Source organism: Fundicoccus sp. Sow4_H7 (assembly GCF_052115865.1).
Lineage (GTDB): Bacteria > Bacillota > Bacilli > Lactobacillales > Aerococcaceae > Fundicoccus_A.
The window spans coordinates 462,978-487,318 of record NZ_JBQKME010000001.1; the positions used below are offsets into that span (position 1 = coordinate 462,978).

The following is a 24,341-nucleotide window of genomic DNA, read 5'->3' on the forward strand; positions in this document are numbered from 1 at the left end:
TCAGAATAATAGAACAGCATTATCAAGCAAGAATATGTTATATTAATGAATAAGAATTTATTGAATAGGTGAGTATATGAAAAAAGAAATATATCCAACAGAAGTTCTAGATGTAACGATTGACAGATTGGATGAAAAGGGGCGCGGGGTTGTAAGTTATGTCCATGCCCCAGACAAGGGATCTAATGGAAAACATTTGAAAATTATCATGAATAATGTGGTACCAGGTGATAAAGTTCGTGTCACTATTGATAATGCCAAAGGACGTAAGACAGCCGTCGTTGAATTCGATGAATTATTAGCCCCTGGACCAAGCCGTATTTCTGAAGTAAATATCACTGTTAACGAAGCAGGTGGCACTCCTTTACAATTTATGAAATACGAGGACCAATTGAAGTTGAAGCAAGAGTTGGTGCAGGGATATTTAGTTGAAAAAGGTTTTGATGTTGAAAAGGTTCAGCCGATTATTGGGATGGAGAATCCGTATCGATATCGCAATAAGATGGAGTTGACCTTTGGGTCAGATGGGGCTTTGGGGATGCATCGCCAAGGGAATTTCCGGGAAATTATTGATATGGAGGACTCTATGCTTGCGCCCGAGGAGATGGTGAAGGTGAAGGATGCAGTCAGTCAATGGCAAAAAGACCATACATTAAGAGGTTATGACAAAGATAGCAAGGAAGGTCTGTTGCGTAATTTGATGATGCGGAAGTCATTTGCGACCGAAGAATTGATGGTTGTGATATTTGCAACGGAAAGAGCGGAGGACCTACCAGAAGTTGCAGCTGATTTAACAAATCGATTGAGTGGGCAATTTGAGAATTTAGCTAGTTTAATCTGGGTTTTAAATCGTAATGTGGCGGATAGTACGCAGTCTGAAGAAGAGACGGTTTTGTTTGGACGAGACTATATTTATGATCAGTTAAAAGGTTTTAATTATCGAATTTGGCATGATACGTTTTTCCAAGCGAATCCTGTACAAGCAGAAAAGTTGGTTGATTTGGCATTGGGTTATGCAGAAGTTGATGCATCAATGCGGACATTGGACTTGTTTTGTGGTGTAGGAACATTCAGTTTACCAATGGCAGCTCGTTCAAAGGAGTTAGCAGGAATTGAAATCGTTGAGTCTTCTATTCAGTCCGCACGAAGAAATGCTGTGGATAATGGTTTGGACAATACTTATTTCATGGTCAGTGATGCACGAAGTGGTTTAAAAACGTTGAAGGAAGAGTGGGGACAACCTGATTTGTTGTTATTGGATCCGCCGAGAAGTGGTGCAGGTGGTAAAGTCATGCGTAGTATTGGTCGCTTTGGAACAGAAAAAATTGTCTATGTGTCTTGTAATCCAAAGAGTTTAGCAGAAGATTTAGTTTGGTTACGTGATTTTGGGTATGAGCTGCAAGTGGTGCAGCCGGTAGATCAATTTCCGCATACGATGCATGTTGAAACCGTCAGTCTCTTAGTGAAATCGAGCGACAGCGAAGATTAAACTTAGAGATGCGGTTGGTCCGCGAATGGAGTGAGCAGGCCTTCCAAAGGTGTGGAGTTGAAAGCTTCGTAGTTCATCAATTACGAGTGATTGATGCACGGATTGCCCAAGCGCGAATCGGCGCTTGGGAGCAATCGGCTGTTTGAGTGTGTAATTATGCTAAAGCTGTTGGAGAGTAGCGAGTTACCAATCGCTTGAGATAGTGGTGCTTTTAGTTAAAGAATAATTTTATTAAGTATAAAAACAGCCGATGTGCTGTTTTTTAATTCAAAATACCATACATACATGCTGTATGTATGGTATAATTTATTTAGGAGGGATGAATATGCAAACTACTAGTTTTTACCCTGTATTATTGACAGATCATATTGAAAAAGACGCCAAATTTTTTATGAACTATTTCGGATTTCAAGCTACTTTTAAATCAGATTGGTATATTTCTTTAGTCGATGAAGCTGGCCACGAATTAGCTTTCTTGGATGAGAGCCATGAAACGATTCCTCAGGGCTTTAATGGAAAAAGTTCACATCTCATTTTAAACTTTGAAAAAGAGGAGATTGATGATTTATATAGTCAATTGAAAGATAAAGAAGAAATCAACTTCGTCTTGGATCTCAAAGAAGAAGACTTTGGTCAAAAACACTTTATTATTGAGGGACCGAACCAAATTCTCATTGATATTATTAAGGTGATTCCACCAACGTCTGAATATAGTGGAAATTATGAATAAGAATGAACAAGCTTCCAAAGAGACTGTTGAAAAGTTATTGGAGATTGCTCGAAAAAAATTCTCTGAAAAAGGTTTTGCCAAAACCTCATTAAATGAGATTGTCCAAGAGATGGGCATGACACGAGGTGCATTTTACCATCATTTTTCAAATAAAGAGACCTTATTTTTGGCAGTTTTAGAAGAGATTCATGAAGAATTAGGAGACTATGTAGAGGGCAAAGCTTCAGAAGAAGGAACTTTGTGGGGGCAATTAGAAGAGGGTTGCATAGCTTTTGTAGAATATGCCATTAGACCCGAAATATACCCGATACTTTTAATTGATAGCATAATGGTTATGTCTTGGTCAAAATGGAAAGAAATGGACGAAAATAATTCTCAGACTCTCCTTCAAGAAATTATCATGGAACTGGTAGCTGCTGGTGAATTTCAAAAGATGAATGTAGACTATGCTACAGTCTTAATTTCCGGTGGCCTCAATGAATTAGCAATGAAACTTGTTAATCAATCGGAGAACTCAGCTGAAGAATTTAGGCAAGCGATTCATATTTTTCTGAAAGGATTTAGATCAAATGGCTAAAAAATTAAAAACATATTATGATAAAAATTATCTTGAAGCATTTGCTAAACTCCTAGATGAAGCCAGTTCAGATTTTGATAGTGAGTCCTTTTTTCAGCTAACGCTCGATGATATCGATGTTTTTGAATTTATGGCTAGACAAAATCTAATAGCTCATGCAATTCATGAGTCTTTAGCTATAGGTTATCCAGAGTGTCTTGAAGTTTTTTACTCCATACTGGGTCCTGAATTACCAAATAATAAAGATAATTATAATAAAGGCTATTGGCTGTGGCCTATTGGTAAGTTTGTTGAGATTTATGGTCTAGATGATTATGCTGCTTCGATTGCTTTTAGTAAGGAGCTCACTAAACGATTCACCTCTGAGTATTGTATGCGTCCCTTACTTGCGGCCTATCCTGAAGAAAGTCTCCAAACTTTATTGGAATGGAGTCAAGATGGAAATATGCGCGTTCGCCGTCTTGCATCCGAATGTATTCGCATCCGTCTACCTTGGTCAAAAAAATTGACAGTTGCTCTTGATTACTTTGAGGCATATGAAGAGATACTAAGCAACTTAAAACATGATTCTGATAAATTTGTTCAAAAATCAGTAGCGAATAATCTCAATGATTTATATAAGGAGAGTCCTATCCACTTTGAAAAAATAGTAAAAAAATGGGATAATGAAAAGAAATCTGAAGCGACAGATTGGATTCTAAAACATGGTTCAAGAAGTATAAAGTAGGAAAAATTTAAGATCATCTATTTGAAACCATTACTGACATGCAAAATCAAGCCAGTAAAAATCTGACAGTGAAGACTTTTACTAAAAAGTATGCGCAAGATTCCTATTATTTTGGTCGGAAATTTAAGCAATTGAGGGGTTTTAATGCAAGTGATAGTTTATTTTTGCTGATGAAAGTATTGGCTTGACAATACAGAATATGTCATTAGGCTGAATAAAGGATCAATCTATGATATAATGTAATTAAGAAAGGGGAGAAGATATTATGGAAATGGCTCCAAAGTTAATTTCTGTTGATGAAAGTAAAAATACCATTATGGGTGTAATTTTTGGTTCTAATAAAAAATATCGTGCGGCCCTTTATGCTATTTCATCTAATATGATTGAGGGTTGGACTCCTACAAGAGAGGATGTTCAATTAGTTAAAAAACAAACTGATGAGATTTTTGATAAATATGAAGCGAAATAATAGAGATTACCCGGATTATCAATATGATGATCCGGGTTTAATATATGTCTATAGTGATTCGGGTGTTCTACGTAATAAGTTCTCGATTAGGAATGAAGAGGAACTAGAACTAGTGGAACGTGAAATTACAAATCAACGTCTTATTGAATTATATATTCAGCCCATTAAAATCCATACGATGGAAGATGTGAAACTGATTCACCGATTTCTTTTTGAATCAATTTATGAATGGGCCGGAGATTATCGGGCCGTGGATATTGGCAAGGGTCATCACATGTTTATGCCTTTATCACGTTTAGAACAGGGTGAAAATTACATTAATTCTTTACTTGCTCATATAACGACTATTTCGAACAATCGGTCAGAGCTAATTAAATCCTTAGTAGAGATATTGGACAATCTGAATCATTTACATCCATTTAGAGAAGGTAATGGTCGGACTCAGAGAGAAGCTATCAGAAGTTTGGCGCTAGATAAAGGATATCGAATGGATTTTGATTTATCAGATGCGGATAATTATAAATTGTATATGAATGGGTTAGTTGATGATAGGCTAGATTTATTGGAAGAACTGTTTGATAAACTGATGGTCGAGTGTAATGAGTAATGGAGATCAATTCCATCCAAACTCCCTACTCGACATACCTCTTTCAATCCATACTTTATCCTCGACACATGTTGAGTGTGTGGCGTTAATGTCAAGAGGAGAAACGTTGATATAACAAGGTATTAAGAAGAATCATCTATTTTGCTCACGTGGTGCTTATAGCGTCCATATAAAATCACAAAATCGCGATTCCCTAGACCAGGTGAATCGCGATTTTTTGTACCAGCTTAGTCGGCAGGTATTGTACCACTTTTCATTCGTAAAGATTCACCATAAATATAGATGTGATAAGAGTTTGAAATCGCGCGATCGAGAATCGCATCTGCAATCGCTCCACCACCTAATTTCTTATGCCACTCACCAGTCTCCATTTGTGATGACAGAATTAGTGAACGATGCCTACTTCGTAATTCAAACACTTCCATCAGATATTTCTGCTCGTGTTCTGTGGTTGGCGTGAGTAAGAAATCATCAATGACTAATACATCTAGTTTTGAGATTTTTTTAAGATAGCTAGGTAATCTATCTTCTATATCAGCTGCCGACAGCTCAGAAAGTAGGTCATACATTCGGATATACCGAGCAGTGTAGCCTTCCTCAATCACGTAGCGACATAAAGCGTTCGTTAGATAAGACTTTCCGGTACCAGTAGCACCTTGTATAATCACATGTCGATTGTTGGTAATAAATTGACAGGTAGACAGTTGATGAATCGTTTCTTGATTGATTCGTCGAGCTGGGGAGTAGTCAATATCTTGAATATGAGCGTGTGGTTGAGTGAGTTTAGCTAATTTTAAGTTGCGTTGTATGGTATTATGTCGTCGTGCTTGGTACTCTTCGCTAACGATATCTTCCAGAATATCTAAAGTAGAGCCATGAGAGGCGGTAGAATCACCATAGAGGTCTACTAAACGTTCTGCCATAACTGGTAACCTCATTTGTCGTAGATAGCCAGTCAGGTGTTTAATTCTTTCGGTTGAATTTGTCATAATAAGCCGCTCCTCTCAGATAAGATTGTTCTGTTGGTGGTAACGTGTTAGAATTTATTTGCGTCATAGGATGTTCAATTAACTGCTTAATTAAGGCTAAATTTGGTTGACTTGAGCGTTCTAATGCATAATGGCAGGCTTTATCTAATCTTTGGTCGGAGTAGGTATCTGCCATTTTTAATATTGCGTGAACTCTTCGATAATACTGTTGTTCAGGCCCTTGAGCGAATAATTGCGCAATCACAGTATGAGTATTGGGTCCAATTCGACTCGCCCATTTTAAATAACGCGTGCTATTCCACTGACCATAATGTTGACTCTCTTCAGGTAAGTGCGCTTCGACTGTTGAATACGCACCTGGACGCGTACCGGTTGTTCTGTGTTGGCAGACAAGTTGTTGCTTATGATACACCTCTAAATGCTCTGCATAGATTTTAAGGGTGACTTTTTCGCCAATATATTGATAAGGAACAGAATAGTAATGTTTATTCAGTGTGACATGACTATTGTTATAAACTTTAGCGTCTTTGAAGGTACACATTTCATAAGGATAGTGAGGCAAAGGTTTTAAGGTTTCTCGTTCAAATGTTTCAAAGAGAGAGAATCGACTACCTTCTTTCTTCTGGAAGGGTTTCGCATTGAACTCAGCCAGCGCAATTAAAAGATAATGATTATATTCTTGAATACTAAAACACTGATAATGTCTCATACGTGCAATCAGGTGTGTGGTCAGATGCTTTACATGACCTTCGACAGCTGCTTTGTCTTTAGGCCTATGAACTCGAGTTGGCACGACAATCGTTTGGTAATAAGTGGCCATATCTTCATAAGTTGAGTTGAGAATTAACTCATTCTTTGTATGCTTAGTGACACCTACACGAAGATTATCTGGAATCAATAACGTAGAGACACCATTGAAAAACTTAAACATATTCACATGAGCGTCTATCCAACTCGCTGATTTTTGATCGACACAAGCTTGCGCATAGGTATAGTTACTAAACGGTAATGTGCCGACAAATAATTCCCCCTTAATGATTTCACCGGTTGTTGGATCTACCCATTGAGGTCGAGTCCCCGCCCAATCTACTTGAATTTGTTCGCCAGCCTTATGTTTGAGTATGTGGCTAAAGCTCGTCTTATTTAGATAATCATTGAAGTACTTTTTAAACTGAGTCAATTGATAGTAAATCTTTCCATTTATTCGACAAGTTTGAGCATATTCTTCCCACAATAACTGCATCGTGACACCTGGTTTGACTAATTCTTTCGATAAAACCTCATAATTTGGCATCACATAGTGAGTAATCGCTTGTTTTTTCTGAGAGTGCCTAAATAACTCTTCAATTTCTTTCACTGACCATTGAGATAATCCCTCGTAACTTAAGTCTTTTTCTTGAGCAATATTGACCGTTCTTGTGACTGTACTTCTACCAGAACCAACAATTTTAGCTATCTGTCGTAAACTAAAACCAGCTTCGTGTAACCGCACAATTTCTAAATAATTGGGCATATATGCACCTCCATCATATATTTGTATGATTTCATCATACATCTTAGTTATACCATTAGAAAAACAAAAAGAACCACAAAAGTGGTCCTAGAAAAGTGATTTGGGTGGTACAACAAATAGCGATTTAGGTGGTACAATGCACTGCGACGAGGTGGCTCTATCAGAGCGCCGTATCCACGTGGTGAAATAGATGTTTTTTATGTGGAAATCTTTAATTATAAAAGTATTATTGACGAAGAATAATTGTTATAAAGCAGGAAGGAAAATTACACCAAAGGGAATTATGGTCCATAGCACAGGGGCAAACAATCCGAATTTAAAGCGTTACGTTGGTCCAGATGATGATTTATTAGGAAAGAATCAATACAACAATCACTGGAATCAACCACGACCAGATGGCAGACAGGTGTGTGTTCATGCTTTTATCGGAAAGTTAAAAGATGGATCGATTGCCACTTATCAAACGTTACCTTGGAATCATCGCGGATGGCATGCGGGTGGTGATGCGAATAATACGCATATTGGATTTGAAATCTGTGAAGATAATTTAACCGATAAAACTTACTTTAATAAAGTTTATAAAGAGGCGGTTGAACTCGCTGCTTATCTTTGTAAGCAATACAAGTTAACGGAGAAAAGCATCATTGGACATTACGATGGATATCAGAAGAAAATTGCGAGTAACCATGGAGATCCCCGTCATTGGTTTTCAAAACATGATAAGTCAATGGATACGTTCCGGGCAGATGTGAAGAAGGAATTAGCGAAAGGTACGTCATCATCTAAACCATCAACTGGTGGAAAGAAGCTATATCGTGTACAGATTGGTGCGTATAGTGTTAAAAAGAATGCGGATAAGCAGTTGGAAAAAGCAAAGAATGCTGGCTTTAAAGATGCGTTTGTGAAGTATGAATAAATAAAAACAACCGAGGAGTAGTTAAACTCTTCGGTTGTAACTTAATTGACTATTTGTTCTTCCACAATCGCGCCCGTTAGTGGAATAAAAGATGCCTTAATAATTATTGATTTTCATAAGACCATACTTACAATTTTATTTACCCACTTTAAATCCTCTTCAATTTCCAATAATTCACAAAGAGAACTATGGAGATTCTTAAATTCAAGAACGATACTTTTCATAACATTTATAATTTCTTCCGTATTTCTTCCACATTCCCAACTTTTGAGTAGTGACTTTTGCCATTCTCTCAATTCACTTCGATCATCTTCGTATTTAGCCCAATCACCAAACGTATTGGGTTGTATTCCTAAATGCATGTACCAAGCAGTTACTATTGATAAGCGTAATTTATCAATACAATCCAAAGCATAATAATACTCTTGTCTCATTGCTCTTCTATATGCCTCATGCAAATATGCAAAGAATTTTGTCCTCCAATTATCAAATTCATCTACCGATGGTTTATAACTAAGAACCATTGACTGCTTTAATATATCAGTCATTAAACCTTCATTGTCCTTTATTATTTTTATATTTTTCAACCATGTAGATGGTTGAATATCATCTGGACTAAAATAAAAGATATCTACTTTAACAAAACAATCATAGTGAGCAATAGTATAAATTGAATAAGGGTCTAAATTCTCATAATAAAGGACATTGCCCCAGTTTTTAGCATGATTTTTCTTATTTAAAACGTATTCTTTTATTTTGTTAGGTTTGATGACTATTCTAAGATCAATATCTGAATAGACATCTGTGTTCTTATTCCCAACAGATCCACCATAAAAAAATGCAAGGACATTATCATCACTTGATAAATCAATTTCAATTGCGTCTAATAATTTTTTACGTTTATTTGGTAATTTTAAATCTCTTGCTCTATGCCTACTTACAAATCCCACAAATTTAAAATACCCTCCCTTAACATAATATTTGTTCTGTAAAAATAAATTGTTTTTATTACACAATCTGGCCCGTTTGTTGAATAATCTACTTTCATTATATCTAGAACTTCAATTACATGTCTACTATTAATCAACATATTACAGAAATAAGGGTTCGAATTCCCACTTTTTTTCGCATATAGGTAGATGACTATTTAGGAGGAAACCTATATGCGAATGACACAACTCTCACCTAATCATCAAACACCAAATCATAAATCATCAAAACCAACCGAAGAACAAGTTCAAAATGAACTCCATTTTCATCTTGCTGAAAAAATGCTTATGAAACTATATGAAGAGAAACTTATTTCTCAGGAAGAATTCAATCAATTAAGTAAATTAAATCATCAAAAATTCAATCCATTATTAGGCCCTTTAATGTGCGATAAACCTTGATATAACAGCGTTCTAACGCTAATATGTCACATGCGAGAAGGGAGGTTGAGTGGATGAGAAAGATAACAACATTTGATGTGACAACATCTTCAGCAGCAAAGTCGAAACAAAAAGTCGCTGCCTATATACGTGTGTCAACATCAAATGAGGAACAGCTAATTAGCTTAGAAGCCCAAAGACGACACTACAAAACTTTAATCGAAAAGAATGATGAATGGCAGCTCGTGGATATTTATAGTGATGAGGGTATCACAGGAACGAAAAAAGACAGACGACCTGAACTGCTTCGCTTAATATCCGACTGCGAAAAAGGAAAGATTGATTTCATTTTAACAAAATTAATTAGTCGATTTGCGAGAAGCACGATTGATTGCCTAGAGTTAGTTAGAAAATTAATGGACTTAGGTGTGCATATTTATTTTGAAAAGGAAAATATCAATACGAATTCGATGGAAAGTGAACTTATGCTTTCAATCTTAAGTAGCCTTGCTGAGAATGAGTCCGTATCTTTATCAGAGAACAGTAAATGGTCGATTAGACAACGGTTCAAACGTGGAACCTACAAATTATCATATCCGCCTTTCGGTTACGATTATATCGATGAACAGGTTATTGTAAATGAAGAGCAAGCACAGGTTGTCAAGCGAATATTCAATAGTGTGCTTAAAGGAGTGGGAACAGAACGAATTGCTAGACAATTAAATGAAGAAAGAATTCCAACAAAGCGAAATGGTAATTGGACAGGTTCTACGATACGTGGAATTGTTAAGAATGAAAAATATACAGGAGATGTTTTGCTTCAAAAGACTTTTACTGATGAACATTTTAATCGAAAGGTTAATCAAGGTGAACTTGATCAATACCTAATCGAAAATCATCATGAAGCGATTATCACACATGCTGATTTTGAAGCGGCTAATCGAATGCTAGAATATCAAGCAAGCCAAAAGAATGTAACTGCTGGAAGCAGAAAATATTTAAACCGCTATCCTTTTTCAGGGAAGATTGAATGTGCGGAATGTGGCGATACCTTTAAAAGAAGAGTTCACACTTCCACGCATAGTAAATATATTGCCTGGTGCTGTTGAACACACATCAAAAACAAAGATGAGTGTTCGATGCTATTTATAAGGGAAGAACGTATTCATCAAGCTTTTATTACAATGATGAACAAATTAAAGTTTGGCTATAGTTATATTTTAACCCCACTATCGAAACAACTAGAAACGTCAAACCAAGATGAAAACTATCAAATGATTACTGAAATAGAAGAACAACTGGAGGTTACAAAAGACGAACTGAATACATTAATTCAATTAATGACAAAAGGATTTTTAGAACCGGCAATTTTTGATGAACAGAAAATCGAATTGACCCATCGACATATGAAGCTAAAAAAAGAAAGAGAGCAGTTACTTTATTTAATTAATGACAGTTCAAATCAGCTAAGTGAAGTAAAGCGGCTCATTAAATACTTTAAACAAGGAATATTTATAGATGCATTTGATGAAGAATCTTTTCAAGACATTGTAAAAAAGATGATCGTATATTCACCTAATGAAATAGGATTTCATTTGAAATGTGGCATTACACTTAGAGAAAGGATTGATCGTTGATGGCACACACACCCTTTGGATATGAAATAGTAGACGGCAAAATTGAAAATCATGCCAGATAAGCTGAGCAATTAAAGCTTTTAATTCAGTCATACTTATCTGGTAAATCTTTAGCTAATGCAGCAAGGGAATCTGGTAGTAATCGGTCACATGGCGGAATTACTAGAATATTAACAGATGAAAGGTATATGGGGAATGAAATATTTCCTAGATTAATTTCAGAAGAACAATTTGAACGGCTGAAAGAAGAAAGGTTTAAACGTGCGAAAAAACTAGGGCGTTTAAATAGAATGAAAGAGGAAGAAACATTTACACCTAGTTTTACATTCACAATCGAAAAAGTGGAAGATAAATACGACAATCCTATTAAACAAGCAGAATATGTATACAGCTTAATAAAAGAAGAGGTGATTTAAAATGTCATTAGCAAGAAGTGCCTCAGTTATCCCGGCTAGGAGAAGAACGAGGAATGTTGATGCAGAGAAAAAGGAAAAATTAAAAGTAGCAGCTTATTGTCGGGTATCGACAGATAGCGAAGAACAAGCAACTAGTTATGAAGTTCAAGTGGAACACTACACTACCTACATTCAGAACAATCCTGAATGGGAACTTGCAGGTATCTATGCGGACGATGGAATATCTGGGACAAATACCAAAAAGCGTGAGCAGTTTAATAAGATGATTGAGGATAGCATGAATGGAAAAATCGACATGATCATTACTAAATCCATCAGTCGATTTGCGAGAAACACGCTGGACTGTTTAAAGTATATCAGGCAATTGAAAGATAAAGAAATACCTTCTTTTTTGAAAAGGAAAACATCAATACAATGGATGCCAAAGGCGAAATAATGCTTACCATCATGGCATCTCTTGCACAACAAGAAAGTCAGTCACTTAGCCAAAACGTAAAACTAGGAATACAATACCGATACCAGCAAGGTGAGGTGCAAGTGAACCATAATCGTTTTCTAGGATATACCAAAGATGAGAACAACAAACTAGTCATCAACCCAGAACAAGCGAAAGTTGTTAAACGGATTTACCGGGAATATTTAGAGGGGGCCAGTTTGGTTCAAATTGCACGAGGACTTGAAGCGGACGAAATACTTACCGCAGCTAAACGTTCTAAGTGGCGACCTGAATCGATAAAAAAATTCTCCAAAATGAAAAGTATATAGGAGATGCACTACTCCAAAAAACATACACCATAGATTTTTTAACAAAAAAACGTGTTGTAAATAACGGTCATGTTCCACAATATTATGTTGAAAATAATCACGAACCAATCATTCCAAGAGAGATTTACCTACAAGTTCAAGAAGAAATGATGCGAAGGGCAAACATTCGAAACGGAAAAACTGGAAAGAAAAGAGTGTATAGCAGCAAGTATGCCTTGTCGAGCATTGTCTTTTGCAAAGAATGTGAAGATGTTTTCCGAAGGGTACATTGGAATAACCTAGGATACAGATCTATCGTGTGGCGATGCGTTAGTAGGCTAGAAAGAAAAACACATCTTTGCAATGCAGAAACAATCAGAGAAGATGAACTTCACCAAGCAATAGTACAAGCCATCAATGAAGTGTTAGGCAACAAGGATAACTATTTGAGTATATTAATAGAAAATATTGAAACAGTTTTGAATGAAAATGCGGATAAACCAACAGCTGATATTGATGAAAAGTTAGAAGAGCTCCAAATGGAACTGCTCAGACTCGCAAATTCAGAAAGAAGATTACGATGATGTAGCAGAAGAAATATACCGATTACGGGAACTGAAGCAAGAAGTCATGATGAAAAATGCAGCAAGGGAAGGGCTTAGGCAGCGGATTGTAGAAATGACAAAATTTTTAAAAAAGCAACCGCAGCAACTTGAAACGTATGACGAATTATTAGTAAGGCGATTGATTGAGAAAATAACTATTCATGAAAGAGAATTAACAATTAAATTTAAGTCAGGGATTGAAATTAAAATAGAAGTATAATATGAATACGGAATCCTAAATGTAATTATTGTAGGATTCCGTATTCAATACGGAATTTAAAATCAACATTAAAGATATTTAAACAATCAAAAGTAAAAAATTATGACCATATTACTCTCATTATTTTTTTATAAATATTATCCTCAATATTTTTGAATGCCTGAATTATCAAACCCCAAAACAGTTCTGCATCAAAAGAATTTGCATCTCCTATTAAACAGAATTCAGAAATAATATCATTATTATGAGGGTTTAATATGTACTTTATATATTTATTTTCTGCATTTAGTTCATTTAATAATTCAAGAATTTGTTCTTTTTTATTTACATTATTTAAATTAGCAAAAGCAATTTCACACGTATTAAAGATAGAATCATCAAATGGAATGAAAAAGTAGGCATTTTGCCCTCCTTTTATGGATTGTTGAGTCTCAAATATACTTACATTATGTTCAATACTATCTCTACTTTCAAAAATATGATTGATTTCTATTTTTTTTATAAACTCATCGAATTTCTGCTTTTTTTGCATAACCTCTTGATTCATAATGTACACCCCTAATTTATAAAGTTACTAACATAATAATATAATATAATATCACTAATACTTTTGCAATGTTAATTGAATTATGGGAATTCATCTTTCCTATAATTGACATGTTTCCACAAACGTATGAAACAGTCGATATGTTCCCGCATACGACTATTTCATTAAAAATCGCAAATACATCAATTCTATCAACTCGTCCCATGTTGAGTGTGTAGTATTGATGGAAAAGAAATAGAATAGAATCGCTTAACAGAGGGGGGGTGTAGGCTTTATGAAAGCGTCTAAAAACCTCTTTTTACGAAATTAGGGATAAATCAGTGTCTGATTTTTCGTTTGGAGCTATAAAGGATGGGCACGTGTGTGGGAACAGGACGATAAAAATAATTCGATAAAGGTTGACATTAATGGTAAAATGTCAAATGATAATAAAAATAGTAAATAAATAATACTTATAATGTATTGTAAATTAGATAATGTATATTAAATATTTTTTACAGATAGTGGAGTTGTAACTTATGAATTTACATGAAACCATAGAGCATATTTTACGTTCAAATCCTGCTTATATTGGGGAGAACGGTGAGATACTTAAGACAAAAGTAATAGAGGCAGTCAGTAACCTTGATTCATTCTTAGTTAAAGCTTTTAGAGATAACGAGATCACTTGTAAGGTATTCTTTAGCCAAATAGAAGATACATGGGTGTTGAATCAAGAAAAGTTAAAATGGGTAGTCAATTCAAAAGAGTTTTTAGAAGATAGCTATACGGCTTACACTTCTGAAATTGGTTTAACAACGGGTGGCAGGTTTTTGAGTGCGAGCACTGACGTTGTGTTAGACTTCCCTTATAAGGACGCAATTGTCGTGGGAGGTCAAGATAAAGATGATCAGAAACGACAAGAAATAATGTATCATGAAATATTAGGTTATGATCAAATTACGAACTTAAAAGCCCCTAAAGTATTGGCTAATGCAAAGCGGTACACCTCCGAAGGTACTGAAGATGATATTATCTTAGATGATAACGATAACTTAATCATTAAAGGAAATAATTATGCAGCACTAAACAGTCTATTAGAGCGGTATAAGGAGAAAGTTAAGCTTATCTATATTGATCCGCCATTTAATACTCTGAATGATAGTTTTCAATATAATGATCGATTTAATCGAGCTACTTGGCTCACATTTATGCAAAACAGGTTAAAAATAGCCAAAAAATTACTAAAAAGTTCAGGCATTATTTTTGTGCAAATAGACAAAAATGAGGAACACTATTTAAAAGTATTAATGGATAAAATATTTGGAGAAGAAAACTTTGTAAACAGTATCGCTGTTCAATCTTCAACAGCATCAGGAAATAAAACAGCACACAAAGATAAAACAATAATTAAAACCAAAGATTCTATCTTGGTTTATAAAAACAGTACAAATATAATTTTAAATCCTCAATATATGGCGCAAGATAAGTGGGATACACACTTTAACTCCATCTTGCATAAGGGCGATAACGGATACGAAACACTATCATTAAGAGATTACATGATTCAAGAAGGTATTATCCCTGAGGATTACAAAATTGATGAAAATTCTATAAATGACGAATTCTTTTTAAACTTTGTTTTTGAGAATAGAAAAAAGATTTACACAACCAAAAGCTCTATTCCGAAAGTTATTAAAGAAGAATCAATCTCAAAGCAAGGGGAAATTATTAGTTATTTTGATAATAACAATGAACCACAGTTTGCTTTAAATGGTAGAAGACTTGGTTTTTTAAATAATAATATCAAATATGTTGACGGGGAAGAGGTTATTGCAAAGTTGGTAACTGACATTTGGGTAGATATTAATTTTAATAATACTCAAAATGAAGGAGGAATTTCATTTCCCGCTGGAAAGAAACCGGAACAGCTTTTAAAGCGTATAATTGAATTATCAACAAACAGAGGAGATTTAGTCTTAGATTTCTTTGTAGGCTCTGGGACTACAGCGTCTGTTTGTCACAAATTAAATAGAAGATACATAGGAATTGAACAAATGAATTATATTAATAATCTTACAGTTCAACGCCTTAAAAATGTTATTTCAGGTGATAAATCTGGAATTTCCACTTTAGTCGACGTCAATTGGCAGGGTGGTGGTACTTTTGTTTACTGTGAACTTTTGGAAGACAGCCAACGTTTAATAGATATGATAATATCCGCTAATGAGGACACCATACAAGGGATCAAAGAAACTATTTATCACAGCGAGCAAATCGTCCCTTATATTTTGACTTCAGACTTAAAAAAAGCAGATAAGGTCTTCAGCGAATTAACTTTAGAAGATAAGAAGGAAGTACTGATAGGACTAATTGATAAAAATAAGCTGTATGTTAATTACTCTTCTATTGATGATGATGAATACGAAGTAAGTGAAGAAGATAAAGCTTTCAGCAAATCATTCTACGAAGGTAGTGGAAGTCATGAATAATAAACAGTATCTTCATCAAAAAATTCTAGCCGTACAAGAAGCAATCGGTCTGAAACAGTTACCAGAGATTGTTGAGGCAGGATTGGCCGATCATATTGCTTTAAGGCCGTATCAGATAGAAGCTTTACGTTACTTTGTGACCTACTATGAAACGGGGTTAAGTGATAACAAGCAAATTGATACACTTTTCCATATGGCAACCGGCTCAGGTAAGACTGTTATTATGGCAGCATTAATTCTTTACCTATATACTAAAGGTTATCGTAATTATGTTTTTGTTGTAGATCAGAATAATATTATACAAAAAACAAAAGAAAACTTTTTGAATATGAAATCGAACAAATATCTTTTTGCCAATGAACTGTCAATTTCAGGTGAAAAGATTATTATTCGTGAGGTCGATAAGTTTACAGCCTTAAATCCAGAAGAAAACGCGATTAATATCCATTTTTCAACCACGAATGGTCTACACAATAATATTACAATGCCTAGAGAAAATTTAATGTCAATTGATGACTTTGAAGGTACGCCGGTAGTATTTTTAGCAGATGAGAGCCATCATTTAAATCGTCAAACTTTAAGGACCCCCACTGAAAAGAGAGACGCTGCGGAAATAGATAATAATTGGGAACAAACTATTCGAGGGCGGGCTTTTCATGCAAATATTAATAATATTATGTTGGAATTTACTGCTACGGTGGACTTAAATGAAGAATCAATTCGTAACAAATATCTTGATAAGATTGTCTACGACTATTCATTGAAGCATTTCCGTGAGAGTGGATTCACGAAAGAATTCCATAACTTTGCAACAAGTACCGATATCTGGACGCGAACACTTATTGCCTGTATTATGAGTGAATTTAGACGGTATTTGTTTGCAGATGCTGGTCAAAATGTGAAGCCAGTTATAATGATTCAATCTAATACGAAGAAGGAATCGGAAACTTTCTATGAAGAATTCCATGATAACATCCACAAAATCACTGCAGAAGAGCTCCAGAAGTTATATAGCATTCAAAATGTCCCAGAGCTTCATGAAGCACTTGATTATTTTAAAAAGAAAGAATCATCATTGAACTTACTTGCTAATAGCCTACGTAAGTCAATGACTAAAGAATATTCATTAAACATTAACAGTACGACAGAAAATACTCCGAAAAATCATGTTTTGTTAAACTCATTGGAGGATAAGGACAATTCTTTACGTTTAATTTTCACAGTGAAAATGCTGATCGAAGGTTGGGATGTGTTAAACTTATTCGATATTGTTAGAGCGTTCGATAAACGTCAATCTAAAAAGTACACCTTATCGGAAGCGCAGTTAATTGGTCGTGGTGCTAGGTATTTTCCATTCCAGGTGACAGAGGGCCAAGAACGATATAAACGGAAGTATGATCAAGATATAGATAATCCATTTCGATACTTGGAAACAATGTACTTTCATAGTAACAATGATTCACGCTACATTTCAGAATTGCGGGAAGCTTTGATTTTCACAGGCATGGTAGATGATAAAAAACGTAAGATTACGTATATTTTAAAAGATAGTTTCAGAGAGTCTGATTTATTCAACACTGGGTTGGTGTTTTCAAATGAACGAATATTGAAAGATCGACAAGAAGTACTAGGCCTTGATGCTAGTCAACAATTCGAAACACACCGAGCAGTACTTCGGTCACATTCAGGTTTAGTTACGACCATGCTAGAAGGTGGCATCAAAGAACTTCCTCATACTAAAATAAACCAGAAGTTTGTACAATTAAGATTTGCAGAGATTCCATACAACGTACTAGTTGGTGCTTGTGAGCGCTACCCTGCATTGAGATTTTCTTCACTTAGGAAGAAATATCCGCATTTAAAAAGTTTACGTCAGTTTTTAACTGGAGATGATTACTTAGGTAATAATACACTTGAACTAGTTTACTATACAGAGGAATATACAACCCGAGATTTATATAATGGGCTAATTGATATTTTTAAAAATATTGCTAAGACTGTTGTTAATATAAAGCCAGAGTATCAAGGTAGTGAATTTTTTAAAGCAAATGCTATAAGCAATGTTATTAAAGATAAGAGTATTTTATTATCGGATAGCGGTCAGGGAAGTTTATTTGATGAAAATAATGATGGTATAGGTGTTTCTCAAAGAGATGTGTCAGATGAACGATTAAGGCTTGATTTAAGACAAGAAGATTGGTACGTCTATGAAGATAATTATGGTACGAGTGAAGAAAAGAAGTTCATAGTTTATTTCAAAACTTATATTGCACCTAGATTAGATGAAAAAGGATTGGAGTATTATGTTATTCGAAATGAACGAATCGCAGATTTAGCAATTTATAGTTTCGAAAATGGAGAACGTTTTGAACCAGATTTTCTACTTTTCATCAAACGTAATCGAGATTCTGGCTATGAAGTTAGTCAAGTATATGCTGAACCGAAAGGAAGCCACTTATTAGAATATGATCAGTGGAAAGATAATTTTTCTATCCAGATTGAATCTGTCGCTAAGTTAGATGATAAGTATACATTTAATAATAAGTATCGTGTACTTGGATTACCTTTATTCAATGAAGAGCATCGTCTGGCTGAGTTTAAAACAGCTGTTGACGAAATGATATCAAAACTATAACAATTTTTAGATAAGTTATGAATACTCCTTTTACAGTAGATGCTTAAGAAAAATCTACCTTAAGAGGAGTATTATATTATTTATTCTAATTTTACTTAAGTTGTTCTCCATATTAAAAGGTGTTAGAATATAAACGAGAACGTATGTTCTTTTTTTGAAGGGGGTGCTCTTTTGCTATCATTTAAACAGCTAATTAAGACTGAATATACAGATGAAATAAAAGATTGGTTGGAAAGCTATATTCCAAACCATTTAAATGAATTGACCGACTTACATTATCCGAATGAAAGTATTGGCCATATTAAATTGCTTGATTTCGATATAATAAAGTTATTTATCAATGATATTGGTCCTTATTTATTAGATATAACAATTCAAATTAGGCAAAGGTGGCAAGTTTCGGTCTATGAGGAAGATGGTTCCTATGGATTTACTGGGCATCCTTGGGCTAACTTGCAGACACAATTCAGAATCGGGGAAGATTTTCATGAAATGGGAGCTCTAAGCTACGGTAAATACTCAGAAAAAGTTGATCACGTTTATCCGCTTGATGATCAATTAGTTCCTATTATACATAAAGGTCAAAATGATGAAATAGCCTCTGAAATTCTTAAGATAGTTTATCCAGAAGTTTTAGAAAATGGCAAAGCTATTAATCCATTAGCTTTTGCCCATCGTATTAAACTTGATGTGAAAGAGTTAGTTCTTAGCGAAGACTGTAGCATTCATGGACAAGTTTATTTCCGTGACTGTGAAGTCGAGACTATGGAAATCCAACATTATCCTAAAGAAATTGTTTCTATAGAAAAAGGAACAGTTGTAATTGATCCCCGACTAAAAGAATTAAAAGGTACGGGAGCATATAACAATACAATCATCCATGAATGTATTCATTGGATTCTTCATTATAAAGCGGCAATGTTTGGCGAATTAGTTCACTCCAATATGCAAATTGATGAAGAAACATTCTTACATAATTTTAATCAAACTCACCAAGAAAATGCTTTTATGGAAGTACATGCTCGGAGTCTAGCTCCATGTATCTTACTGCCTAGAGAAGTTTGCATAACCAAAGTTGAAGAATATCAAATAGAGCATCAAAATATTTCTGATTTGCTGGGTAGTATAAAAGAATTACAACACTTACAGGAAAAAAGTGAATTAGAAAAAAAGGTTGCCCAGATCCATTGGGCCATATTTCAGATTGCTCAAAACTTTAATGTACCTATAGTTACAGCAAAAATAAGACTCATTGACCTAGGTTATGAAGAAGCTATTGGCGTACTAAATTATGTAGATGGAAGTTATGTTGAAGATTATGCATTTTCTCGAGGAAGTTTAAAACGAAATCAGACATTTTCATTAAAATATGATGATTTTATAGACCTACTTGATAGTTCAGAAGAATTAGGGCGTAAATTATCTGGAGAAAACTATGTTTATGTAGAATCACATGTAATTAAAAATGATAGTAAATATCTTTATGAGACAATTAATGGTGAAATTAATCTAACTGATTATGCCAGATATCATATGGATGAATGTTGTCTTCCTTTTAACGTGAAATTAATGTCAACAACCAGGTCCCAACTTCATTTTCTTTATTTAGGGGTTTTATATCATAGCCAAAGGTCAAGATTACAATTTAGCTTAGCCTATCCAGAAGATGTTGAGGATAAAACAAGCTTCTTGAGAGAAGAACAAGACAATCTGTACGAACTGTTAAAAAACATACCAAATAATTTACCTGAGGCGATTAGTTATATTATCAAATTATATGATTATACGGTAGAGGAAGTCGCGGAATTATGTGATTTGAGTGACCGAAAATTAAGACAATTGAAAAATCAAGATGATATAGAGCATTCTCTTGATGTTATAATGCAATTCTGTCTAGGTATGAGTTTACCTCTATGAGACAATTAATGGTGAAATTAATCTAACTGATTATGCCAGATATCATATGGATGAATGTTGTCTTCCTTTTAACGTGAAATTAATGTCAACAACCAGGTCCCAACTTCATTTTCTTTATTTAGGGGTTTTATATCATAGCCAAAGGTCAAGATTACAATTTAGCTTAGCCTATCCAGAAGATGTTGAGGATAAAACAAGCTTCTTGAGAGAAGAACAAGACAATCTGTACGAACTGTTAAAAAACATACCAAATAATTTACCTGAGGCGATTAGTTATATTATCAAATTATATGATTATACGGTAGAGGAAGTCGCGGAATTATGTGATTTGAGTGACCGAAAATTAAGACAATTGAAAAATCAAGATGATATAGAGCATTCTCTTGATGTTATAATGCAATTCTGTCTAGGTATGAGTTTACCTCCCCATATTAGTTTTAAAATACTGAGATTAGCTGGGTACGAGTTAAGGTCTACTCCTCGAGACGTAATGTATCAAACTTTATTATTTAGTCACTCCAATTTAGGCTTACATGCATGTAATAAAATACTATATTCACAAAATTTTAATGTTTTAGGTAGAACAGATAAACATTATTTTGAAAATGCGGAATGAGAACTGCCGCTTGAAATGCTATTAGAATTGGATTTAATAAAAACTGCTTTAATCAACGGAATGAAAACCGTTGATTAAAGCAGTTTTTTTGTGTTTAAATCGGCACGATTAATGCCGGGTCATAATGTGAGCTTCCTGTGATAATGAAAATAGAAATAGATAATTTATTTCATATTAAATATCATACTGCCTGATATGCATTAAGGGCAAGAGGATACAAAATCTACTCAAGATCTAAGTTTGGTACTTAGATTTTAGTAGATAAAAGTACCCTTACCTTAATGCGCTCATTTTATGGCAGGAGTAGGTCTGTGTACTTTGTTGGTCACAGGCCTTTTTGCTGTTCTCTTGCTCTTGATGCTCTCTAGGCAAGAGGGAGCAAAACAGTGAAACAGTATAAACCGTTAAAAGTGAAATATGTAGGAAAGAGTGGCAAAGAAATTGAGTTGATAATTGAGGACTTCCCAGATGACCAGGAATTAATCATTGCAATGACTGATTCGAATTATCAGGCTGATTGGAAAACAGAACTTCTAGATTTTTATTATGAGGAAAAGCTGAATGATAGGAAACAATCTAGAAGTGATCGACATAGGTCTTATGAAGATATAAGTCGTGAGGATTATAAAAATCGTAAATTACAAAAAAGAGTTATTGAATCGAATATTGATGTGGAGTCCCAGGTATTAAGCAAAATATGGATGAACGAGTTATCGAGTATCTTATCTGACCGGCAGATATATTTGATAAAAAGATGCCTAATTGATGGGGAAAGTTACTCCAGCATCGCACGAGAAGAAGGTAAAGATGAATCCGCCATTCGTAAAGCAGTCAACCGAGCAAAAACTAAATTAAAAAAATATTTACAAGACCGTCCGAATTAGGTCCCCCTGGTGGCTAATAGTGAAGGGGAAAAAATCAAAAGCCCTTCGAAAGGAGGAACCTGGATGAGACAAACTCTAACCATTAAAACCATGCCAAAGCGTCAGCAAGAGATGGTCCGCATAAGAAAAGCTCGACTTAGTCAGCGTTTATGTCAAAAGTTGTTTGGCGCAGAACAGAATATCACTATTCTAGTACCCGGCGATGAAATTACATCAGTCGAAATTAAAGAGGAGGAAATCTTAGATGAGTCAGATGAAACAGTTACAAGCCATCAACGATAATATTCAATCGTTTTACGAAGATTGGGAACACTTTTACCAAGCATTTGTTAGTGAGGATCCTAATCAGATGACATTAGATGAATACTCGATTCCTGATGAACAAGAATCGGTCCAGCCAATCAGTTTTGAGGCAATACAAAAACATTTAGCAAAGAAAGCACAAGAAGGGTTCTCGGATGAAATCCGATTGCTCATTAAAAAAATGGGGTCCAATAAGTTAAGCGAATTAGACCCATCAGCTTATTTCATCCTATGGCATGAAGCGGAGGCATTAAGTCATGACGAATAAGAAGCATGCTCTCTTATCAGCTTCCAGTGCCCATAAGTGGTTAGAGCACCCACCCATTTCAAGACTCGAACAAATTGCTGTCGAAGACATGGGGGTGGATGACTCCAATGTATATGCCGAAGAAGGAACCGCTGCCCATGAACTAGCTGAATTTAAATTGAAAAAGTCATTAGGTATTGAAAATAATCGTCCGGCCTCTGTTTATCACTCTGATGAAATGGAAGCCTACACTGATGATTACGTCAGTTTTATTCATGAACAAATGTCTGAATTAGAAAGTCCGCTTGTTTTAATTGAACAAAGAGTTGATTTTTCAACTTATGTTCCAGAAGGATTCGGAACCGCAGACTGTATTCTCGCATCGGGGGCAACCCTTAAAGTTGTAGATTTTAAGTATGGAAAGACCTATGTCCCGGTGGAAGACAACCCACAAATGAAACTATACGCACTTGGAGCTTTTTCGATATTTGAAGCGATTTATGATATTGAAACAATCCATCTTTCTATCTATCAACCTCGTATCGGAAATATCGCGACATGGGTCATTGATTTAGATGCGCTCCTAGAATGGGCAAACGGTGATTTGAAGGAGAAAGCCGAACTTGCTTATCAAGGTGAAGGTGAATTGAATCCTGGCGAGTGGTTAAAGCATACCAAGATTAGAGCAGTGTCTAAAGACAGAGCGAATCACCACCTTGAACTCAAAAAGCATGAATTAAAAGAAGCGCATTTGCTGTCAGATGAGGAGATTGAAGCGATATTACCTCAGTTAGATGACCTCGTGCGATGGGCTGAGGATGTGAAGGCCTATGCCTACCAACAAGCAACTGATCATAACAAAGAATGGTCTGGCTTTAAATTGGTAGAAGGCCGAACCACTCGAAAATATATGGATGTAGATTTAGTGGAACAACGTGCAAATGAAGAAGACATTAAAGATATTCATGAAGTGAAATTAAAGGCTCTAACAAAATTAGAGAAGCAAATCGGTAACAAGAAATTTAATGAAATATTTGGTGATTTGATAATGCGCTCAGCAGGCAAAATACAGTTAGTCCCAGATAGTGATGGACGTCCAGCTATTGTCAGACACGATGTTAAAGAAGATTTTAAATAAAAAAGGAGAAAGAATTATGTCAAATATGAATTCAACGAAAGTCGTTACAGGTGAAGTGAGATTAAGTTATGCCAATGTCTGGGAGCCACGTGCTGCCATGAATGGTGGAAAAGAAAAATACTCCGCGTCATTAATTATTCCGAAGTCAGATACGAAAACTATTGAGGCTATTGAACGAGCCATTGATGCCGCGATTGAACAGGGAATTGGAAAGTTTGGAGGGAAGAAGCCTAATAAAGCAGCTTTAAAATTGCCGTTACGTGATGGGGATATTGAGAAAGAAGATACAGAGTACCAAGATGCCTACTTTGTAAATGCCAATGCTGTAAGAGCCCCACAGATTGTCGATGAGTATGTCAATCCCATTTTAGACCGTTCAGAAGTTTATTCTGGCGTTTATGCGCGAGTGTCTATCAATTTTTATGCTTATAACGTGAATGGGAACCGAGGAGTAGCTTGCGGTCTAGGAAATATCCAGAAAATTCGTGACGGAGAACCTCTAGGTGGTGGATCCTCTGCGAGTTCAGATTTTAAACCACTTTCTGATGCAACGGATGATTTCTTAGCTTAGGAG

At 35.2% G+C, this 24,341-nt stretch carries 25 protein-coding genes and 1 pseudogene; 22 read left to right on the forward strand and 4 right to left on the reverse strand.

What is annotated here, in order from left to right; genetic code table 11:
- The first annotated feature begins 76 nt into the window (after positions 1 to 76).
- The 7 genes from rlmD to ACTQ54_RS01945 all read left to right on the forward strand — a co-directional run bounded on the left by rlmD (position 77) and on the right by ACTQ54_RS01945 (position 4,599).
- Positions 77 to 1,489 carry a 23S rRNA (uracil(1939)-C(5))-methyltransferase RlmD gene (rlmD, locus tag ACTQ54_RS01915; RefSeq protein ID WP_441754179.1) on the forward strand — a complete coding sequence of 471 codons (1,413 nt, stop codon included), beginning with the start codon at positions 77 to 79 and terminating at the stop codon, positions 1,487 to 1,489.
- Between the two features lie 8 nt (positions 1,490 to 1,497).
- Positions 1,498 to 1,635: a hypothetical protein gene (locus ACTQ54_RS01920; RefSeq protein ID WP_441754181.1), complete on the forward strand. Its 138-nt coding sequence runs from the start codon at positions 1,498 to 1,500 to the stop codon at positions 1,633 to 1,635.
- Between the two features lie 179 nt (positions 1,636 to 1,814).
- A complete protein-coding gene (locus tag ACTQ54_RS01925; protein WP_441754183.1) occupies positions 1,815 to 2,219 on the forward strand; it encodes a VOC family protein in 405 nt (134 codons plus the stop codon).
- A complete protein-coding gene (locus tag ACTQ54_RS01930; protein ID WP_441754185.1) occupies positions 2,212 to 2,796 on the forward strand; it encodes a TetR/AcrR family transcriptional regulator in 585 nt (194 codons plus the stop codon). The genes ACTQ54_RS01925 and ACTQ54_RS01930 overlap by 8 nt, the downstream gene beginning before the upstream one ends.
- Positions 2,789 to 3,523 carry a DNA alkylation repair protein gene (locus ACTQ54_RS01935; protein ID WP_441754187.1) on the forward strand — a complete coding sequence of 245 codons (735 nt, stop codon included), beginning with the start codon at positions 2,789 to 2,791 and terminating at the stop codon, positions 3,521 to 3,523. The genes ACTQ54_RS01930 and ACTQ54_RS01935 overlap by 8 nt, the downstream gene beginning before the upstream one ends.
- Before the next feature lie 265 nt (positions 3,524 to 3,788).
- The gene (locus tag ACTQ54_RS01940; protein WP_441754189.1) at positions 3,789 to 3,992 is read left to right on the forward strand and encodes a hypothetical protein; all 204 of its coding nucleotides are present in this window, start codon (positions 3,789 to 3,791) and stop codon (positions 3,990 to 3,992) included.
- Positions 3,979 to 4,599 (forward strand): Fic/DOC family protein, encoded by a 621-nt coding sequence (locus ACTQ54_RS01945; protein ID WP_441754191.1) that lies wholly within the window; start codon positions 3,979 to 3,981, stop codon positions 4,597 to 4,599. The genes ACTQ54_RS01940 and ACTQ54_RS01945 overlap by 14 nt, the downstream gene beginning before the upstream one ends.
- A 227-nt stretch (positions 4,600 to 4,826) precedes the next feature.
- Here ACTQ54_RS01945 and ACTQ54_RS01950 read toward each other — a convergent pair whose 3' ends face one another.
- Positions 4,827 to 5,588, reverse strand: a complete 762-nt coding sequence (locus ACTQ54_RS01950; RefSeq protein ID WP_441754193.1) for an ATP-binding protein — start codon at positions 5,586 to 5,588, stop codon at positions 4,827 to 4,829.
- The gene (gene istA / locus ACTQ54_RS01955) at positions 5,563 to 7,101 is read right to left on the reverse strand and encodes an IS21 family transposase (protein WP_441754195.1); all 1,539 of its coding nucleotides are present in this window, start codon (positions 7,099 to 7,101) and stop codon (positions 5,563 to 5,565) included. The genes ACTQ54_RS01950 and istA overlap by 26 nt, the downstream gene beginning before the upstream one ends.
- A gap of 199 nt (positions 7,102 to 7,300) precedes the next feature.
- Between istA and ACTQ54_RS01960 the strand changes: the two genes are divergently transcribed.
- Positions 7,301 to 8,017, forward strand: coding sequence for an N-acetylmuramoyl-L-alanine amidase (locus ACTQ54_RS01960; RefSeq protein ID WP_441754197.1), 717 nt, complete (start codon positions 7,301 to 7,303; stop codon positions 8,015 to 8,017).
- Positions 8,018 to 8,130: 113 nt separating this feature from the next.
- Here the strand turns inward: ACTQ54_RS01960 and ACTQ54_RS01965 are convergent, their stop codons facing one another.
- Positions 8,131 to 8,967, reverse strand: coding sequence for an aminoglycoside 6-adenylyltransferase (locus ACTQ54_RS01965; RefSeq protein ID WP_441754199.1), 837 nt, complete (start codon positions 8,965 to 8,967; stop codon positions 8,131 to 8,133).
- Between the two features lie 213 nt (positions 8,968 to 9,180).
- Here ACTQ54_RS01965 and ACTQ54_RS01970 point away from each other — a divergent pair, with 213 nt between their 5' ends.
- The 5 genes and pseudogenes from ACTQ54_RS01970 (at position 9,181) to ACTQ54_RS01990 (ending at position 13,009) form a co-directional block, all read left to right on the forward strand.
- Positions 9,181 to 9,408 carry an SHOCT domain-containing protein gene (locus ACTQ54_RS01970; RefSeq protein WP_441754201.1) on the forward strand — a complete coding sequence of 76 codons (228 nt, stop codon included), beginning with the start codon at positions 9,181 to 9,183 and terminating at the stop codon, positions 9,406 to 9,408.
- Positions 9,409 to 9,461: 53 nt separating this feature from the next.
- Positions 9,462 to 10,496, forward strand: a complete 1,035-nt coding sequence (locus ACTQ54_RS01975) for a recombinase family protein (RefSeq protein ID WP_441754203.1) — start codon at positions 9,462 to 9,464, stop codon at positions 10,494 to 10,496.
- A gap of 30 nt (positions 10,497 to 10,526) precedes the next feature.
- Positions 10,527 to 11,024: a hypothetical protein gene (locus tag ACTQ54_RS01980; RefSeq protein ID WP_441754205.1), complete on the forward strand. Its 498-nt coding sequence runs from the start codon at positions 10,527 to 10,529 to the stop codon at positions 11,022 to 11,024.
- A 188-nt stretch (positions 11,025 to 11,212) separates the two neighbouring features.
- A complete protein-coding gene (locus ACTQ54_RS01985; RefSeq protein ID WP_441754207.1) occupies positions 11,213 to 11,440 on the forward strand; it encodes a hypothetical protein in 228 nt (75 codons plus the stop codon).
- 1 nt (position 11,441) lies between these two features.
- Positions 11,442 to 13,009, forward strand: a pseudogene (locus ACTQ54_RS01990) (recombinase family protein).
- Between the two features lie 100 nt (positions 13,010 to 13,109).
- Here the strand turns inward: ACTQ54_RS01990 and ACTQ54_RS01995 are convergent.
- Positions 13,110 to 13,556, reverse strand: a complete 447-nt coding sequence (locus tag ACTQ54_RS01995; protein ID WP_441754209.1) for a hypothetical protein — start codon at positions 13,554 to 13,556, stop codon at positions 13,110 to 13,112.
- Positions 13,557 to 14,074: 518 nt separating this feature from the next.
- Here ACTQ54_RS01995 and ACTQ54_RS02000 point away from each other — a divergent pair.
- The 9 genes from ACTQ54_RS02000 (at position 14,075) to ACTQ54_RS02040 (ending at position 24,338) form a co-directional block, all read left to right on the forward strand.
- Entirely contained in the window at positions 14,075 to 16,027 is a 1,953-nt protein-coding gene (locus ACTQ54_RS02000) for a DNA methyltransferase (RefSeq protein WP_441754211.1), read from the forward strand.
- Positions 16,020 to 18,662: a DEAD/DEAH box helicase family protein gene (locus ACTQ54_RS02005; RefSeq protein ID WP_218930272.1), complete on the forward strand. Its 2,643-nt coding sequence runs from the start codon at positions 16,020 to 16,022 to the stop codon at positions 18,660 to 18,662. The genes ACTQ54_RS02000 and ACTQ54_RS02005 overlap by 8 nt, the downstream gene beginning before the upstream one ends.
- A gap of 171 nt (positions 18,663 to 18,833) precedes the next feature.
- Positions 18,834 to 20,579 (forward strand): hypothetical protein, encoded by a 1,746-nt coding sequence (locus ACTQ54_RS02010; protein ID WP_441754213.1) that lies wholly within the window; start codon positions 18,834 to 18,836, stop codon positions 20,577 to 20,579.
- 82 nt (positions 20,580 to 20,661) lie between these two features.
- On the forward strand, positions 20,662 to 21,195 hold the full coding sequence (locus tag ACTQ54_RS02015) for a hypothetical protein (RefSeq protein ID WP_441754215.1): 534 nt from the start codon (positions 20,662 to 20,664) through the stop codon (positions 21,193 to 21,195).
- 386 nt (positions 21,196 to 21,581) lie between these two features.
- Entirely contained in the window at positions 21,582 to 22,079 is a 498-nt protein-coding gene (locus ACTQ54_RS02020) for a hypothetical protein (protein WP_274729983.1), read from the forward strand.
- 63 nt (positions 22,080 to 22,142) lie between these two features.
- Positions 22,143 to 22,361: a hypothetical protein gene (locus ACTQ54_RS02025; protein WP_441754217.1), complete on the forward strand. Its 219-nt coding sequence runs from the start codon at positions 22,143 to 22,145 to the stop codon at positions 22,359 to 22,361.
- Complete coding sequence (locus ACTQ54_RS02030; protein WP_218930268.1) at positions 22,324 to 22,650, forward strand: hypothetical protein; 327 nt, start codon at positions 22,324 to 22,326, stop codon at positions 22,648 to 22,650. The genes ACTQ54_RS02025 and ACTQ54_RS02030 overlap by 38 nt, the downstream gene beginning before the upstream one ends.
- The gene (locus ACTQ54_RS02035; protein WP_218930267.1) at positions 22,640 to 23,767 is read left to right on the forward strand and encodes a DUF2800 domain-containing protein; all 1,128 of its coding nucleotides are present in this window, start codon (positions 22,640 to 22,642) and stop codon (positions 23,765 to 23,767) included. Before ACTQ54_RS02030 ends, ACTQ54_RS02035 begins: the two co-directional genes overlap by 11 nt.
- A gap of 16 nt (positions 23,768 to 23,783) precedes the next feature.
- The gene (locus tag ACTQ54_RS02040; RefSeq protein WP_218930266.1) at positions 23,784 to 24,338 is read left to right on the forward strand and encodes a DUF2815 family protein; all 555 of its coding nucleotides are present in this window, start codon (positions 23,784 to 23,786) and stop codon (positions 24,336 to 24,338) included.
- The last annotated feature ends 3 nt before the right edge of the window (positions 24,339 to 24,341 follow it).